The following is a 15106-nucleotide window of genomic DNA, read 5'->3' as shown; positions in this document are numbered from 1 at the left end:
CCATGAGCCGATCAGAGACCGTCTGGATCGTCGACGACGACCGCTCCATCCGCTGGGTACTGGAAAAAGCCCTGCAACAGGAAGGCATGACCACGGTGAGCTTCGACAGCGCCGACAGCGTGATCGGCCGCCTCGGCCGGCAGCAGCCGGACGTGATCATCTCCGATATCCGCATGCCCGGCGCCAGCGGCCTCGACCTGCTGGCGCAGATCCGCGAACTGCATCCGCGCCTGCCGGTGATCATCATGACCGCGCATTCCGACCTCGACAGCGCGGTGGCCTCCTACCAGGGCGGCGCCTTCGAATACCTGCCCAAGCCGTTCGACGTCGACGAGGCGGTCTCCCTGGTCAAGCGCGCCAACCAGCACGCCCAGGAGCAGCAGGGCCTGGAGCTGCCGGCGAACCAGGCGCGCACGCCGGAGATCATCGGCGAGGCGCCGGCGATGCAGGAGGTATTCCGCGCCATCGGCCGCCTCAGCCACTCCAACATCACCGTGCTGATCAACGGCGAATCGGGTACCGGCAAGGAGCTGGTCGCCCATGCCCTGCATCGCCACAGCCCGCGCGCAGCCTCGCCATTCATCGCGCTGAACATGGCGGCGATCCCCAAGGACCTGATGGAATCCGAGCTGTTCGGCCATGAGAAGGGCGCCTTCACCGGGGCCGCCGCCCAGCGCCGCGGACGCTTCGAGCAGGCCGATGGCGGCACCCTGTTCCTCGACGAGATCGGCGACATGCCGGCCGACACCCAGACCCGCCTGCTGCGCGTCCTGGCCGACGGCGAGTTCTACCGGGTCGGCGGGCACACGCCGGTGAAGGTCGACGTGAGGATCATCGCCGCCACCCACCAGAACCTGGAAAGCCTGGTGCGCGACGGCAAGTTCCGCGAGGACCTGTTCCATCGCCTGAACGTGATCCGCATCCACATCCCGCGGCTGGCCGACCGCCGCGAGGACATCCCGGCGCTGGCCCGGCACTTCCTCAGCCGCGCCGCCCAGGAGCTGGCGGTGGAACCCAAGCTGCTGAAGGCGGAAACCGAGGAGTACCTGAAGAACCTCGGCTGGCCGGGCAACGTCCGACAACTGGAGAACACCTGCCGCTGGATCACCGTGATGGCCTCCGGCCGCGAGGTGCACATCGACGACCTGCCGCCGGAGCTGCTGACCCAGCCGCAGGACAGCGCGCCGGCGGCGAACTGGGAACAGGCCCTGCGCCAGTGGGCCGACCAGGCGCTGGGCCGCGGCCAGTCGAACCTGCTGGACAGCGCCGTGCCGGCCTTCGAACGGATCATGATAGAAACCGCCCTCAAGCACACCGCCGGCCGCCGCCGCGATGCCGCCGTGCTGCTCGGCTGGGGCCGCAATACCCTGACCCGCAAGATCAAGGAGCTGGGGATGAACGTCGATGGAGCCGACGACGAAGGCGACGACTGAAGCGCCACTGCTCCCATGAGCGACCCAACGGGGCCTTCGGGCCCCGTTTTTCATGGTCCGTCGCGCGCCCCTGCCAAGCGAGACGCCGCCCCGGCCTCGGCAGGGCGCCCGCCCGATACCGTCGGTCAAACCGTGGCGTAGGGCGAATAACCGCATCGCGGTTATCCGCCGGTTGTGCAGAGCCGCGGCGGATAACGCCTATGGCGTTATTCGCCCTACCGTCCGCAGCACAGCCCCAGCCTCGGCAGAGCGCCCGCTCGGCACCGTCGATCAAACCGTGGCGTAGGGCGAATAACCGCATCGCGGTTATTCGCCGGTTCGGCGGGGCAGCGGCCCTTGCCCGGATTTTGGGCAGCGTGCACCAGCAGGCGACAAATCGGCATCAATCGCTGGCGGAAAAGCCCGCTCCGTCATTTTTCCGCAATCGACTTCCCACAAACCCCTGGGATGCCGCCAAGCCCTTGATCCACGGGCTTCCAGAGGCATTCATCACCAGCTCGCCCACAGACTTATCCACAACCCTTCAGGAAAGGGAGCGCGCCGCCAGCGTCTCATGAGAATTGGCACAGCCCCTGCATTGGAGCAGATAACGAAGATTTCGGGGGCCTCGGTACAGGCAGGCTGGGGAATCCCCTCTTTTACACCCGGCGGCAGACGCAGCATCCGCGCGCAACCGCCACACCCGTTTCGGGGACCTCGGTACAGGCAGGCTGAGAACTCCCCTCTTTTATGCCCGGCGGCAGCGCAGCGATCCGCGCCTCCGCCCTCCCGTTTGGGGACCTCGGTACAGGCAGGCTGAGAATTCCCCCTTTTATTCCCGGCCGTCGCGCTCCTGCAGTTCGACGACCAGGCGCCAGCCCTCGCCGTCCTCCGACCACTGCCAGCGCCCCTGCAAGGGGCGGGTCGAGACCAGGCTCAACAGCAGCGCCTTTCCCTCCTCGCGGACGCGCCAGCGCAACGGCTGGCCCAGCCATCGCCCGTCTCCCTGCTGCGCCGCGCCCCGGGCGACGATGCGCAACGTCAGGGCACCCTCCACCCGTGCCGCCGTAACCGCAGCCTGGCGATCGAAGCGCAGGACCAGGCCCTGCTCGCTCTCCCCGACCGCCAGCAGTTGCGGCGCAGACGTCGGCAGCGAAGCGGGACCGAACAACCTGCCGAGCATCAGCCCGAACAACAACCCGGCAAGCACCAGCGCACCCCAGACTTTCCAGCGCTGGCGCCGCAGATCGTCGATGGCGGAGGTAGAATGCCGCCCGTTATCTGCTCCGGAGCCCTGCATGTTCCACGTCATCCTGTTTCAACCGGAGATTCCTCCGAATACCGGCAACATTATCAGGCTCTGCGCCAACGCCGGATGCAGTCTGCACCTGATCGAGCCGCTCGGTTTCGAACTGGACGACAAGCGCTTGCGCCGTGCCGGCCTCGACTACCACGAATACGCCAGCGTACGCCGCTACCCGGATCTGCAGAGCTGCCTCGAGGCCCTCGGCCAGCCACGCCTGTTCGCCTTCACCACCAAGGGGTCGCGGGCCTTCCACGAAGTGGCCTACCAGCGCGGCGATGCCTTCCTCTTCGGCCCGGAAAGCCGCGGACTGCCGGAGGACGTGCGCAACGCCCTGCCAACCGATCGGCGCCTGCGCCTGCCGATGCGCGAAGGCTGCCGTAGCCTGAACCTGTCCAACACGGTGGCGGTGACCGTCTACGAAGCCTGGCGCCAGCTCGGCTTCGCCATGGACTGAGCCGGCCGACAGGCATGAAAAAGCCCGCGCAAGGCGGGCTTCTTCGCAAGCGCTGGGCTTACTGGACCGACGGCGTCGGGATCTCGCCGGAGGCCTGCATGCGGGCGATTTCCTGGGCGTAGAGGGCGTCGAAGTTCACCGGCGACAGCATCAGCGCCGGGAACGAACCGCGTACCACCAGGTTGTCCAGGGCTTCGCGAGCGTACGGGAAGAGGATGTTCGGGCAGAACGCGCCGAGGGTATGGCTCATGCTCGACGGATCGAGGTTCTTGATCAGGAAGATGCCGGCCTGCTGCACTTCGGCGATGAAGGCAGTGATGTCCTCGCCGTTCTTCACGGTCACCGATACGGTCAGGACCACTTCGTAAAAGTCGCCGTCCAGCTGCTTCTGGCGAGTGTTCAGGTCCAGGCTGATGGACGGGTTCCATTCCTGGCGGAAGATTTCCGGGGACTTCGGCGACTCGAACGACAGGTCGCGCAGGTAGATGCGCTGCAGGGAGAACTGGGGTTGCTGCTCGTCGGCAGCGCCGTTGGTAGCTTGCTCGGTCATTTTCGGGCCTTCCCTTGGGTCAATTCATGAATGGTTTCAGGCAGACAGCAGCGCGTCCAGCTTGCCGGCGCGCTCCAGTGCATGAAGGTCGTCGCAGCCGCCGACATGGGTCTCGCCGATCCAGATCTGCGGCACGGTGGTCGATCCCGCCTTGCGTGCCAGCTCGGCGCGCAGTTCGGGCTTGCCGTCGCAGGCGATCTCCTGGAAGTCCACGCCCTTGCGTTGCAGCAGCTGCTTGGCGCGGATGCAGTACGGACACCAGGCGGTGGTGTAGATCACGACGGGCGGCATGTCACTTCACCAGCGGCAGGTTGTCGCCGCGCCAGCTGCCGATCCCGCCGGACAGCTTGGCGGCGTTGAAGCCGGCCTTCTTCAGGACGCCGCCCCAGGTACCGGAGTGCTGGCCCATGGCGTCGACCAGGATGATGGTCTTGCCCTTGTACTTTTCCAGTTCGGTCATGCGGCTGTTCAGCTTGTCGGCCGGGATGTTCAGCGCGTCGACGATGTGCCCGCTGGCGAACTCCTTGGCCGGACGGATATCCAGGACCACCGCCTGGTCGGCATTGACCAGCGCGGTCAGCTCGCGGGTCGACAGGCTCTTGCCGCCCTTGCGCAGCTCGTGCAGCAACAGCAGGACCAGCAGGACCAGCAGCGCCGCGACCAGCAGGTAGTGGTTGGTGGCGAACTCGATCAGACGGGAAACGAATTGCATGGTGACGGATATCCAGGGCGTAAAAATGCCGGCCAGTATACAGACCGCGCCGGCCAGGGGGGAACCCGCCGGGCGGCGCCCCGCTCGGCTCCAGGAAATGGCGTCGCGGGAAACTTCACGGTTAGAATGCCGGTCCTTTTCTGTGAAGCTGGCCAGTTCCGGCCCGGGCACGGCTCGGGCAGGACAGAGGGAGCGAGGATAGCGGCATTCGGTTGCGGATCGGCGTCATCGGTTTAATCAATCAGCCTCTTCCTACGTCTTGAACGACAATGTTCCCACTAAATTTGGTCAGTTTCTGAACCCCGCGGAAATAGAGCCGGACATATGACTGCCACGCCCAAACCCCTGGTCCTGATCATCCTGGACGGCTTCGGCCACAGCGAAAGCCCTGACTACAACGCCATCTACGCCGCGAAGAAGCCGGTCTGGGATCGCCTCCTGGCGACCCAGCCGCACGGCCTGATCTCCGGCTCCGGCATGGACGTCGGCCTGCCCGACGGCCAGATGGGCAACTCCGAGGTCGGCCACATGAACCTCGGCGCAGGCCGCGTGGTGTACCAGGACTTCACCCGCGTCACCAAGGCCATCCGCGACGGCGAATTCTTCGAAAACCCGGTGATCGCCGGGGCGGTCGACAAGGCCGTCGCCGCCGACAAGGCGGTGCACATCCTCGGCCTGCTCTCTCCGGGCGGCGTACACAGCCATGAAGACCACCTGGTGGCGATGGCGCAGATGGCCGCCAGGCGCGGCGCCGGCAAGATCTACCTGCATGCCTTCCTGGATGGCCGCGATACCCCGCCGAAAAGCGCGCAACCGTCGCTGGAGCGTCTCGACGCCACCTTCGCCGGGCTCGGCAAGGGCCGCATCGCCTCGATCATCGGCCGCTATTTCGCGATGGACCGCGACAACCGCTGGGACCGCGTCCAGGCCGCCTATGAACTGATCGTCGACGGCAAGGCCGAGTTCACCGCCGACTCCTCGGTGGCAGCCCTCGAGGCCGCCTACGCCCGCGGCGAGAGCGACGAATTCGTCAAGGCCACCGCGGTGGTCCCGGCCGGCGCCGAAGCGGTGCGGGTCGAGGATGGCGACGCGGTGATCTTCATGAACTTCCGCGCCGACCGCGCCCGCGAGCTGAGCCGCGCCTTCGTCGAGCCGGCATTCAATGAGTTCCCCCGCGAACGAGCCCCGCAACTGGCAGGTTTCGTCATGCTGACCCAGTACGCGGCGAGCATCCCGGCGCCCTGTGCCTTCCCGCCGGAGCCGCTGACCAACGTCCTCGGCGAATACCTGGCCAAGCATGGCAAGACCCAGCTGCGCATCGCCGAGACCGAGAAGTACGCCCACGTGACCTTCTTCTTCTCCGGCGGCCGCGAGGAACCCTACGAAGGCGAGGAGCGCATCCTGATCCCCTCGCCGAAGGTCGCCACCTACGACCTGCAGCCCGAGATGAGCGCGCCGGAAGTCACCGACCGTATCGTCGAGGCCATCGAGCAACAACGCTACGATGTGATCGTGGTCAACTACGCCAACGGCGACATGGTCGGCCACACCGGCGTGTTCGAGGCCGCGGTCAAGGCCGTGGAGTGCCTGGACACCTGCATGGGGCGCATCGTCGAGGCGCTGGACAAGGTCGGCGGCGAAGCCCTGATCACCGCCGACCACGGCAATGTCGAGCAGATGGAAGACGAGTCCACCGGCCAGGCGCACACCGCGCACACCTGCGAACCGGTGCCCTTCGTCTACGTCGGCAAGCGCAAGCTGAGCATCCGCGAAGGCGGCGTGCTGGCCGACGTGGCGCCGACCATGCTGACCCTCATGGGGCTGGAGCAGCCGGCGGAAATGACCGGTCGCAGCATCGTCATCCTCGGCTGATCCGCGAACGACGAACTCCCGCGCAGGGCGGATAACCGCGTCGCGGTTATCCGCCGCTTCTGCAGGCCATCGGCGGAGAACGCCTGCGACGTTATCCGCCGTAGCGGGCCGGGCGCCGCGCCCCGTTTCCACGACGTCACCTTCCCCGCTTTAACGCTGCCGATCGGCCGACAGGCCTGGCCACGCGACCTCGAGACGTGTGCCGCGGTTTTCATTTTCCGCGTCTTCCCCCCTGCCTCCCGCTACGTCGCCGAGGCCCGTGCTAGCCTTGCCCGCGCTGTCTTTTCCATCTGCCCTACAAGGATTTCCGCCGATGTGGTTCCTCCTCGCCACCTCGCTCCTCGCCCTGTCCTTCCAGCGCCTGCTGGCTCTCGCCTTGCTGCTCGCGACCTGCTGCCTCGCCTTCTACGACGGAGTTCTCGCTCCGCCTGCGGTCGCCGCCCTGGCTGTACTGGGCGTCCTCGCCCTGTTGCGCCGGCGCCTGGCGGCACGCCGCGCCTGGGCCCTGGGCCTGGAGCTGCTGCTGGTCGCCGGCGCGGTGGGCCTGTTCCTGCACCTGCTACCCGGCTTCGCCAACCCCAAGGTCCTGGACAAGGCGGTGGTCGGCCCGCAGAGCCTGCCGTTCACCATGTACTTCAACTTCGACAAGGCACTGGTGCCGTTCCTGCTACTGGCCTGCCTGCCGAGCCTGTTCCGCGACGAAGCCCGCGCTCCCGGCCGCCCCTGGCACTGGCTGCTGCTCGTGGCGGCGGTGCCGGCGCTGCTTCTGCTGGCTGTCGGCGTCGGCCTGCTGCGGCCGGAACTCCACGCGCCGGCCTGGCTCTGGCAGTTCGTCCTGGCCAACCTGTTCTTCGTTTCCCTTGCCGAGGAAGCGCTGTTCCGCGGCTACCTGCAGCAACGCCTGGGCCAATGGCTGGGCCCCTGGCCCGCCCTGGCGCTAGCCTCGGCGCTGTTCGGCCTGGCGCACTTCGCCGGCGGCCCGCTGCTGATGCTGTTCGCCGGCCTCGCCGGGCTGATCTACGGGTTGGCCTGGCTGTGGAGCGGCCGCCTGTGGGTGGCGACGCTGTTCCACTTCGGGCTGAACCTGACGCATCTGCTGCTGTTCACCTACCCGCTCTACAGACCCGCCTGATGCCCGTGACCTTCGTCGTCGACGACATCCGCCGCTGCCATCCGGCTGAAATACGTGGAAGCGCCCCACAGCGCGCGGTGCGGGGCGTTTTTTTTAACGGCGGCCACGGGCATACTAGGCCGGTCCAATTCCCAGGTGCCCGCCACCCCATGCTCCGCCTCTTTCCTCTCCTGCTATCCCTCGCCTGTCTCGCTCCGGCCTTCGCCGACGAGCGCGCCGACACCCAACGCCAGCTGGAACAGACGCAGAAGGACATCGGCGAGCTGAAGAAGCTGCTGGACGGCATCCAGCAGGAAAAGAGCGGCGTGCAGAAGCAGCTGAAGTCCACCGAGACCGAGATGGGCGACCTGGAAAAACAGATCAAGGCCCTGCAGGACGAGCTGGACAAGAGCGAAGCCGAGCTGAAACGGCTGGATGGGGAGAAAAAAAAACTCCAGGACGCGCGCATTGAGCAACAGCGCCTCCTCGCCATCCAGGCCCGCGCTGCCTACCAGAGCGGACGCGAGGAATACCTGAAGCTGCTGCTGAACCAGGAACACCCGGAAAAATTCAGCCGCACCCTCACCTACTACGACTACATCAACAAAGCCCGTCTCGAACAGCTCGCCAGCTTCAACGAAACCCTCCGCCAGTTGGCCAACGTCGAGCAGGACATCTCTGCGCAGAAAGCCGAACAACTGAGCAAGCAAGGCGAGCTGGACAGCCGCCGCGAGGCGCTGGCAGCGACCCGCAAGGAGCGCCAGCAAGCCCTGGCCAAGCTGAACAGCGACTACCGCGAACGCGACCAGAAGCTCAAGTCCCGCCAACAGGACCAGGCCGAGCTGGCCAAGGTACTGCGGACCATCGAGGAAACCCTGGCCCGCCAGGCCCGCGAAGCCGCCGCCGCGGCGGAGCGCGAGCGCCAGCGCGCGCTGGCCGCCGAACGCGAGCGTGCGCGTCAGCAGCAGGCCGCCCCCGGACGAGTCACCAGCCCGCCGCGCGAACCTGCGCCGGGCCCGCTGGTCTCAAGCACTGGCGCGGTCTACGGCGGCGCGTTCGGCTCGGCCCGCGGCAAGCTGCCGTGGCCGGTGAATGGCCGCGTCGTGGCGCGCTTCGGCAGCCAGCGCGGCGACGATCCGCGGGCGAAATGGGACGGCGTACTGATTTCGGCGAGCGCCGGCAGCACCGTCCGCGCGGTGCACGGCGGACGCGTGGTATTCGCCGACTGGTTGCGCGGAGCCGGCCTGTTGGTCATCCTCGACCACGGTGGCGGCTACCTCAGCCTTTATGGCCATAATCAAAGCCTGCTGAAAGACGCCGGCGACACCGTGAAGGCCGGCGACCCGATCGCCACCGTTGGAACCAGCGGCGGCCAGAGTAGCCCGGCCGTGTACTTCGCCATTCGCCATCAGGGCCGCCCGGCGGACCCTACTACCTGGTGCCGCGCGCAGGGATAGGCGCCGAACTCGTGATTAGGAGCTGAACATGCTGCATTGCTTCCGTCCCACCACCCTGGCGCTGGCCCTGCTGCTCGGCGCGGGCGCGGCCCAGGCTGCCGACGCCCCGGCCGACGCCGCGCCACTGGCCAACGGTAGCAGTGCCCCGCTGCCCCTCGACGAGCTGCGTACCTTCGCCGAGGTTCTCGACCGGGTGAAGGCCGCCTATGTCGAGCCAGTGGACGACAAGACCCTGCTGGAGAACGCCATCAAGGGCATGCTCAGCAACCTCGACCCGCACTCCGCCTACCTCGGCCCGGAGGACTTCGCCGAGCTGCAGGAAAGCACCAGCGGCGAGTTCGGCGGCCTGGGCATCGAGGTCGGCAGCGAAGACGGCTTCATCAAGGTGGTCTCGCCGATCGACGACACCCCCGCGGCCCGCGCCGGCATCCAGCCCGGCGACCTGATCGTGCAGATCGACGGCAAGCCGACCAAGGGCCAGTCGATGACCGAAGCGGTCGACAGCATGCGCGGCAAGGCCGGCTCCCCGATCACCCTGACCATCGTCCGCGATGGCGGCAGACCGTTCGACGTCGAACTCAAGCGCGCCATCATCAAGGTCAAGAGCGTCAAGAGCCAGGTCCTAGAACCCGGCTACGCCTACCTGCGCATCACCCAGTTCCAGGTCAACACCGGCGAGGAAGTGGTCAAGGCGCTGAACCAGCTGCGCAAGGACAACAAGGGCCGTCTCAAGGGCCTGGTCCTGGACCTGCGCAACAACCCCGGCGGCGTGCTGCAGTCCGCCGTCGAGGTAGCCGACGCCTTCCTCACCAAGGGCCTGATCGTCTACACCAAGGGCCGCATCGCCAACTCCGAGCTGCGCTTCAGCGCCGACCCGGCCGATCCCAGCGACAAGGTTCCGCTGGTGGTGCTGATCAACGGTGGCAGCGCCTCGGCGGCGGAAATCGTCGCCGGTGCCCTGCAGGACCAGAAGCGCGCGATCCTGATGGGCACCGACAGCTTCGGCAAGGGCTCGGTGCAGACCGTGCTGCCGCTGAACAACGACCGCGCCCTGAAGCTCACCACCGCGCTCTACTACACCCCCAACGGGCGCTCCATCCAGGCCCAGGGCATCGTTCCGGACATCGAGGTCGGACGCGCCAAGGTGACCCAGGAGCGGAGCAGCTTCGAGGGCTTCAAGGAAGCCGACCTGCAGGGCCACCTGGCCAACGGCAACGGCGGCGCCGACCGCCCCACCGGCAAGCGTGCCGCGCCGAGCGAGCGCCCGCAGGATTCCGACTACCAGCTCAGCCAGGCCCTTAGCCTGCTGAAAGGCCTGAGCGTCACCCGCGGCAACTGATGTCGGCGTTCCGCGTTGCCCTGCTGGGCCTGTGCCTGCTGTTCAACCAGGCCCAGGCCCGCCAGGACCCCGTCCCCTACCAGCGCCCGCCGCTGCTGACCGTGGTCATCGATGACCTCGGGCAGAACCTGGCGCGCGACCGCCGGGTCCTCGACCTGCCCCCCGGCGTAACCCTGGCGATCATCCCGGAAACCCCGCATGCCGCCGAACTGGCCCGCGAGGCGCACCAGCGCGGGCGCACGGTGATCCTGCACATGCCGATGGACCCAGCCGGCGGTCCCTACGCCTGGCGGCCGGAGCTGACCCAGGAAGAGCGTGCGCGGCGGCTGGACGCGGCGCTGGCCAAGGTGCCGTTCGTGCAGGGCCTGAACAACCACGAGGGCAGCCGCATGACCGCGGTGCGCCCGGCGATGGCCTGGCTCGCCGAGGAACTCCAGCGTCGCGGCCTGTACCTGGTCGACAGCCGCACCAGCGCCGCCACCGTGGCCGCCAGCGAGGCGCAGCGGATCGGCCTGGCGAGCGTCTCGCGCGATGTGTTCCTCGACAACGAAGCCACACCGGAAGCGGTCTCCGCACAACTGCAGGCCGGCGTCGCCCTGGCCCGCAAGCAGGGTTCGGCGTTGCTCATCGGCCACCCGCACAAGGCCACCCTCGACGTGCTGGCGCGGGAGCTGCCGAAGCTGCGCGCCCAGGGCATCGAGCTGGTACCGCCGCAGATGCTCATCGGCGAGCGCGGCAACCGCAACGTCAACCCACGCCAGGCGCCGCACTGAAGCCGGGTTTACCGGCGTCGCGGCAGCGGTTAAGGTGACGCCCTCGTCATTCCTGCACGGACGCACCGATGGCCCGCCCTTCCCCTCCCATGCCCCTGCTCGCCGCCGCCCTGCTGGTCGCTGGCGCGATTCCCCTCGGTTTCATCTGGATCCTCACCAGCGCCAAGTTCGAGATAGGCGGCGCCAGCCCCGGCGAGAGCACCGTCGGCAAGGTCGAGAACATCGACCAGCGCGCCATGGAGCAATTCTGCACCGGCGTGCGGGCGACGCCCGCCGGCACCTGGCTGGTAGGCCGGCGCGAGGTCGGCCGCGACGAGCAGGCACTGCCCGAGGGCGTCATCGACCTGGACCTGGTGGCGGCCGCCCAGCCCAGGGAAGAAGAGTCCGAACCCCACCTCTTCAACTTCCTCAACGGCATGCTGCTATCCGGCGGCGATCCGGAAACCACCTATGTCTCGCGCCTGGGCGCGGACGGCGTGTTCCACGAAGTGGCGCGGCTCGGCGAGACCGCCTGCATGGAAGTCACGCCGGACGGTTCCAGCGTCTTCCTGCTCACCGGCCTGCGGCGCCCGGGCAAGGACAACGGTCAGCGCGAGCAGACAGTGGTGCTGCGCAGCGACGACCAGGGCAAGAGCTGGCGGCGGCTCGAGGAAGGCTTCATGGCCGAGGCGAATCGACTGGGCTGGGCTCTCGCACCGCGCTTCCACGGCAAGGACGAAGTCTGGGTCTGGGGTGATTTCGAATACGGCGGTGCCGATGGCGGCCGGGAACCCAGCCAGCCGAGCGGGCTGTTCTATTCGCCCGACCGCGGCGCCAGCGTCGAGTCGATCGCCACCTCCGCGCCGCTGCTGGTCGACCTCGCCTACGCCCGCGAGTTGGCGCCGAACGGCGTCAGCTGGGGCGACTACAACGGCAAGCACGGGCAGATCAAGGCACACGTCGCCCAACTGGATGCGGAGCGCGCCGCGATCTGGGTAAGCCAGACCTTCCGCTATGGCCCGCCCGAAGGGCGCTACCTGACCAGCTCGGTATTGGTCACCACCCAGGCCGAACTGCGCCGCGAGGGCGGACGCTGGCAGATGGGCGCGATCCGGCGCACCGACGGCGTGGCCGTCGAGCGCCTGGAACAGAACATGGACGGTCGGGTGATCGCAGTGCTCGACCACCCGGACGAATCGCGCTCGCTGATCGCCAAGCTCGATCGCGAAGCGCTCGAATGGAAGATCACCGGCAAGCTGCCCAGCCCGTTCTGGCCCCTGCCGTCCAGTTCCGGGCTGCGCGAGTTCTACATGGGCAGGAATGTGCTGCTGGCCAACACCATGAACCACTACGAAGTGCCGCTGTGGCTGTATCCCGACGAAGAGCCGGCGAGCGTCTCCGCCAACGCGGTGTACTACTCGGACGACTGGGGATCATCCTGGCGCCGCCTGGACATCGCCGGCTACCTCGGCGTGCTCGGTTTCGACGAGGCGCACGACCGGGTGTTCTGGGCCCGCGGCAACTGGTACGACAGCCGCGACCTCGGCGTCCAGGCCTACGACCTGGACTGAGCGCCCCCTCGCCGCGCCGACGGAGGGGCGCCCGCCAGGTTCAGAGGTAGTTGGCGACGGCTTCGTCGACGAAGCCTTCCTGGCGCATCTGCTCCAGGGCCTTTTGCAGGCGCTCCACCACCTCGTCCGGAGTGTCCTTGTTCAACGCCAGGTAGAGCTTGGCCTCGTTGAAACGCAGCACCGTCTGCAGGCCGGACACGCCTTCCTGCTTGGCCAGGTAGCGACCGACCGGATCGGTGGTGGCCCACAGGTCGATCTGCCCGCCGGTAAGCTTCTTCACGTTTTCCTGGTCGCGCAGGGCGTTGATCACCGGGATGCCCTGGGCTTCCAGGTGCTGGCTGACCGCGTCGTTCTTGTAGGCGCCGAGCTTGTAGCGGGCGGCGTCCTTGAGATTCTTCACGGCGATCTTGCTGCCGGCCGGCGCCAGCAACACCCAACTGGTGTCGGCCAGCGGGCCGACCCACTTGAACTGCGGCACCCGCTCGGGGGTGTAGGTCATGGAGAACAGCCCGTAGCCGGGCTTGTCCAGGGTCAACCGGTACAGGCGGTCCCAGGGGAAGCGCAGGCTCAGGGAATAGCCGATGCCGGCGCGCCTGAACATCTCCCGGACGATGTCGGCACTGATGCCGTCGATGCCATCGTCGCGGGCGAAGTTCTTGTCGTCCACCGCCATGTTGAAGGGCGGGAAGTTCTCGGTCAGCAGCACCACCTTGTAGTCGGCGGGCAATTCGGCACGGGCCGCGGAGGCCCCCAGCAACACCCCCAGGATCAGGGTCTGGATCAGGACTTTCAGCATGGTCACACCGCTCGCTTGGTTATCGTTATTGGCTAGCGGCATCCCTGCGTCAGGACGAAATACCTGGCTCGTCGGCCTTCCATGGCATTGCCGGCGGGGCCGGCAAAGGCGTTTCCCCGCCCGGCCCCCTGTCGGCCGGACGGAGCGAATCAGAGATAGCTGTTGAGGATGTCCTCGACGAAGCCTTCCTTGCGCATGCCGTCCAGGGCTGCCTGGAGCTTCTGCACCACTTCGTCGGGAGTCTCGCGGTTGAGCGCCAGGTACAGCTGGTCGCTGTTGAAGCGCAGCACCGTCTTCAGGCCGGTCACGCCTTCCTGCTTGGCCAGGTAGCGCCCGGCAGGATCGCCGCTGGCCCAGAGGTCGATCTGGCCCTTGACCAGCTTCTGCGCGTTTTCCTGGTCGCGTAGCGCCAGGTCGGCCTCGAAACCGTTCTTGCCGAGGAACTCGGCGATGGCATCGCCCTTGTAGGCGCCGATCCGGTATTTCTTCGCCTCGTCCAGGCTGCCCAGGGTGATCGGGCTGTCGCCCTTGGCCAGCAGCACCCAGTCGTCCGGGCCGATCGGACCGACCCACTTGAACTTGTCCTCGCGCTCGGCCAGGCGGGCGGTGACGAACACCCCGTAGCCGGGCTTCTCCAGCGCCAGCTTGTAGATGCGGTCCCAGGGGAAACGCAGGGTCAGGCTGTACTTGATGCCGGCGCGCTTGAACATCTCGCGGACGATATCCACGGCGATGCCGTCGATGTTGTCTTCCTGGGCGAAGTTCTTGCCGTTGATCGCCATGTTGTACGGCGGGAAGTTCTCCGTGAGCAGGACCATGCTGTAGTCGGGATCGGTTTCGGCGCGCGCGCCGCCGACCAACAGCAGGGTTGCGAGCAGCGCGAAGAGCAGGCTTCTTTGCATTGTTGTCATCCTGTCAGGGGCCTGGAGCGAGGCAGAATAACCAGCGCCGCGCCGCCAGGCCAGCCTTTTGCCAGCATCGCCGGCGAGGCGTCAGTAGCGCTCGCGGATCTGCTTCAACAAGCCTTCGCTGCGCAGCGCGTCGACCGCCGTTTGCAACTTCTGCACCAGCTCGTCCGGGGTGTCCTTGTTCAGCGCCAGGAACAGCTCGGCGGTATGGAAACGCTGGACCACCTTCACCTCCTTGAGGCCCTCGCGCTGGGCGACGTAGCGCCCGCTCGGATCGGCGGTGACCCAGAGATCGATCTGCCCGCTGGCCAGCTTGTCGACGTTCTCGTTGTCGCGCAGCGCCAGTTGCACCTGCAGGCCGCGGTCGACCAGGTGCTGGCTGATGGCGTCGTTCTTGTAGCCGCCGATGCGATAGCGCGCGGCGTCTTCCAGGCTGTTCAGGTGGATGCTGCTGTCGCCGCGGGCCATCAGTACCCAGTCGTTGACCGCCAGCGGGCCGACCCACTTGAACTTGTCCTCGCGCTCCGGCGTACGGGCGGTGGAAAACACGCCATAGCCGGGCTCGCTCAGCGCCTGCTGGTAGACCCGGTCCCAGGGGAAACGCAGGATCAGCTGGCACTCGATCTGCGCGCGCTCGCAGGCGGCGCGCACGGTATCGGTGCTGATGCCGCTGATGCCATCGTTCTTGGCGTAGTTGCCGCCGTTCACCGCCATGTTGAACGGCACCAGGTTCTCGGTCAGCAGGACCAGGGTTTCGGCGCGCGCCAGGGCGCTAGCGCATAGCAGGGCCAGGCTGCCGACGCAGCCGAGAGCCAGACGGAAGATGGACATGGAGGACTCCCTGTCGGTCGCAATGTTTGTCGTTA

15 protein-coding genes are annotated in these 15106 nt (G+C 67.2%); 8 read left to right on the top strand and 7 right to left on the bottom strand.

Translation table 11 applies throughout. The annotated features are described in order from the left end of the window. The first annotated feature begins 2 nt into the window (after positions 1-2). Positions 3-1433: a two-component system response regulator NtrC gene (gene ntrC, locus HMPREF2924_RS00760; protein WP_003104661.1), complete on the top strand. Its 1431-nt coding sequence runs from the start codon at positions 3-5 to the stop codon at positions 1431-1433. Positions 1434-2244: 811 nt separating this feature from the next. Here ntrC and HMPREF2924_RS00755 read toward each other — a convergent pair. Then, positions 2245-2712, bottom strand: coding sequence for a hypothetical protein (locus HMPREF2924_RS00755; protein ID WP_003096038.1), 468 nt, complete (start codon positions 2710-2712; stop codon positions 2245-2247). Here HMPREF2924_RS00755 and trmL point away from each other — a divergent pair. After that, a complete protein-coding gene (gene trmL / locus HMPREF2924_RS00750; RefSeq protein ID WP_003096047.1) occupies positions 2711-3172 on the top strand; it encodes a tRNA (uridine(34)/cytosine(34)/5-carboxymethylaminomethyluridine(34)-2'-O)-methyltransferase TrmL in 462 nt (153 codons plus the stop codon). The genes HMPREF2924_RS00755 and trmL overlap by 2 nt on opposite strands. A 58-nt stretch (positions 3173-3230) precedes the next feature. On the opposite strand, the gene secB is transcribed toward trmL, so the two are convergent. Genes secB through HMPREF2924_RS00735 form a run of 3 tightly spaced genes read right to left on the bottom strand, consistent with a single transcriptional unit; the run spans position 3231 to position 4434 of the window. Next, on the bottom strand, positions 3231-3722 hold the full coding sequence (secB, locus tag HMPREF2924_RS00745; RefSeq protein ID WP_023124789.1) for a protein-export chaperone SecB: 492 nt from the start codon (positions 3720-3722) through the stop codon (positions 3231-3233). A 36-nt stretch (positions 3723-3758) separates the two neighbouring features. Next, positions 3759-4013, bottom strand: coding sequence for a glutaredoxin 3 (gene grxC, locus HMPREF2924_RS00740; RefSeq protein WP_003096057.1), 255 nt, complete (start codon positions 4011-4013; stop codon positions 3759-3761). Position 4014: 1 nt separating this feature from the next. Next, positions 4015-4434 carry a rhodanese-like domain-containing protein gene (locus HMPREF2924_RS00735; protein WP_003096058.1) on the bottom strand — a complete coding sequence of 140 codons (420 nt, stop codon included), beginning with the start codon at positions 4432-4434 and terminating at the stop codon, positions 4015-4017. 324 nt (positions 4435-4758) lie between these two features. Here HMPREF2924_RS00735 and gpmM point away from each other — a divergent pair, with 324 nt between their 5' ends. The 6 genes from gpmM to HMPREF2924_RS00705 all read left to right on the top strand — a co-directional run bounded on the left by gpmM (position 4759) and on the right by HMPREF2924_RS00705 (position 12536). Further along, a complete protein-coding gene (gene gpmM, locus HMPREF2924_RS00730) occupies positions 4759-6306 on the top strand; it encodes a 2,3-bisphosphoglycerate-independent phosphoglycerate mutase (RefSeq protein WP_003096060.1) in 1548 nt (515 codons plus the stop codon). 313 nt (positions 6307-6619) lie between these two features. Further along, a complete protein-coding gene (locus HMPREF2924_RS00725) occupies positions 6620-7438 on the top strand; it encodes a CPBP family intramembrane glutamic endopeptidase (RefSeq protein ID WP_003096062.1) in 819 nt (272 codons plus the stop codon). A 149-nt stretch (positions 7439-7587) separates the two neighbouring features. Continuing rightward, positions 7588-8874 carry a murein hydrolase activator EnvC family protein gene (locus tag HMPREF2924_RS00720; protein WP_003135885.1) on the top strand — a complete coding sequence of 429 codons (1287 nt, stop codon included), beginning with the start codon at positions 7588-7590 and terminating at the stop codon, positions 8872-8874. A 28-nt stretch (positions 8875-8902) separates the two neighbouring features. After that, on the top strand, positions 8903-10213 hold the full coding sequence (gene cptA / locus HMPREF2924_RS00715) for a proteolytic complex protein CptA (protein ID WP_003096067.1): 1311 nt from the start codon (positions 8903-8905) through the stop codon (positions 10211-10213). Next, positions 10213-10986 (top strand): divergent polysaccharide deacetylase family protein, encoded by a 774-nt coding sequence (locus HMPREF2924_RS00710; RefSeq protein ID WP_003096069.1) that lies wholly within the window; start codon positions 10213-10215, stop codon positions 10984-10986. Before cptA ends, HMPREF2924_RS00710 begins: the two co-directional genes overlap by 1 nt. A 68-nt stretch (positions 10987-11054) precedes the next feature. Beyond that, entirely contained in the window at positions 11055-12536 is a 1482-nt protein-coding gene (locus tag HMPREF2924_RS00705; protein WP_003135887.1) for a hypothetical protein, read from the top strand. Between the two features lie 40 nt (positions 12537-12576). Here the strand turns inward: HMPREF2924_RS00705 and HMPREF2924_RS00700 are convergent, their stop codons facing one another. The 3 genes from HMPREF2924_RS00700 to HMPREF2924_RS00690 all read right to left on the bottom strand — a co-directional run bounded on the left by HMPREF2924_RS00700 (position 12577) and on the right by HMPREF2924_RS00690 (position 15071). Beyond that, a complete protein-coding gene (locus tag HMPREF2924_RS00700) occupies positions 12577-13332 on the bottom strand; it encodes a substrate-binding periplasmic protein (protein ID WP_003096075.1) in 756 nt (251 codons plus the stop codon). Between the two features lie 149 nt (positions 13333-13481). Next, positions 13482-14234: a substrate-binding periplasmic protein gene (locus HMPREF2924_RS00695; RefSeq protein ID WP_003106330.1), complete on the bottom strand. Its 753-nt coding sequence runs from the start codon at positions 14232-14234 to the stop codon at positions 13482-13484. Between the two features lie 90 nt (positions 14235-14324). Continuing rightward, a complete protein-coding gene (locus HMPREF2924_RS00690) occupies positions 14325-15071 on the bottom strand; it encodes a substrate-binding periplasmic protein (protein ID WP_003111636.1) in 747 nt (248 codons plus the stop codon). Between the last annotated feature and the right edge of the window lie 35 nt (positions 15072-15106).

This window comes from Pseudomonas sp. HMSC063H08 (genome assembly GCF_001813645.1).
Lineage (GTDB): Bacteria > Pseudomonadota > Gammaproteobacteria > Pseudomonadales > Pseudomonadaceae > Pseudomonas > Pseudomonas aeruginosa.
Note: the sequence above shows the minus strand (reverse complement) of the source record. Positions and strands in the feature narration are given on the sequence as shown.

Coding starts and splice junctions, on each gene's coding strand:
- ntrC (WP_003104661.1), top strand. CDS start 3: ATGAGCCGATCAGAGACCGTCTGGATCGTCGACGACGACCGCTCCATC.
- trmL (WP_003096047.1), top strand. CDS start 2,711: ATGTTCCACGTCATCCTGTTTCAACCGGAGATTCCTCCGAATACCGGC.
- HMPREF2924_RS00755 (WP_003096038.1), bottom strand. CDS start 2,712: ATGCAGGGCTCCGGAGCAGATAACGGGCGGCATTCTACCTCCGCCATC.
- secB (WP_023124789.1), bottom strand. CDS start 3,722: ATGACCGAGCAAGCTACCAACGGCGCTGCCGACGAGCAGCAACCCCAG.
- grxC (WP_003096057.1), bottom strand. CDS start 4,013: ATGCCGCCCGTCGTGATCTACACCACCGCCTGGTGTCCGTACTGCATC.
- HMPREF2924_RS00735 (WP_003096058.1), bottom strand. CDS start 4,434: ATGCAATTCGTTTCCCGTCTGATCGAGTTCGCCACCAACCACTACCTG.
- gpmM (WP_003096060.1), top strand. CDS start 4,759: ATGACTGCCACGCCCAAACCCCTGGTCCTGATCATCCTGGACGGCTTC.
- HMPREF2924_RS00725 (WP_003096062.1), top strand. CDS start 6,620: ATGTGGTTCCTCCTCGCCACCTCGCTCCTCGCCCTGTCCTTCCAGCGC.
- HMPREF2924_RS00720 (WP_003135885.1), top strand. CDS start 7,588: ATGCTCCGCCTCTTTCCTCTCCTGCTATCCCTCGCCTGTCTCGCTCCG.
- cptA (WP_003096067.1), top strand. CDS start 8,903: ATGCTGCATTGCTTCCGTCCCACCACCCTGGCGCTGGCCCTGCTGCTC.
- HMPREF2924_RS00710 (WP_003096069.1), top strand. CDS start 10,213: ATGTCGGCGTTCCGCGTTGCCCTGCTGGGCCTGTGCCTGCTGTTCAAC.
- HMPREF2924_RS00705 (WP_003135887.1), top strand. CDS start 11,055: ATGGCCCGCCCTTCCCCTCCCATGCCCCTGCTCGCCGCCGCCCTGCTG.
- HMPREF2924_RS00700 (WP_003096075.1), bottom strand. CDS start 13,332: ATGCTGAAAGTCCTGATCCAGACCCTGATCCTGGGGGTGTTGCTGGGG.
- HMPREF2924_RS00695 (WP_003106330.1), bottom strand. CDS start 14,234: ATGCAAAGAAGCCTGCTCTTCGCGCTGCTCGCAACCCTGCTGTTGGTC.
- HMPREF2924_RS00690 (WP_003111636.1), bottom strand. CDS start 15,071: ATGTCCATCTTCCGTCTGGCTCTCGGCTGCGTCGGCAGCCTGGCCCTG.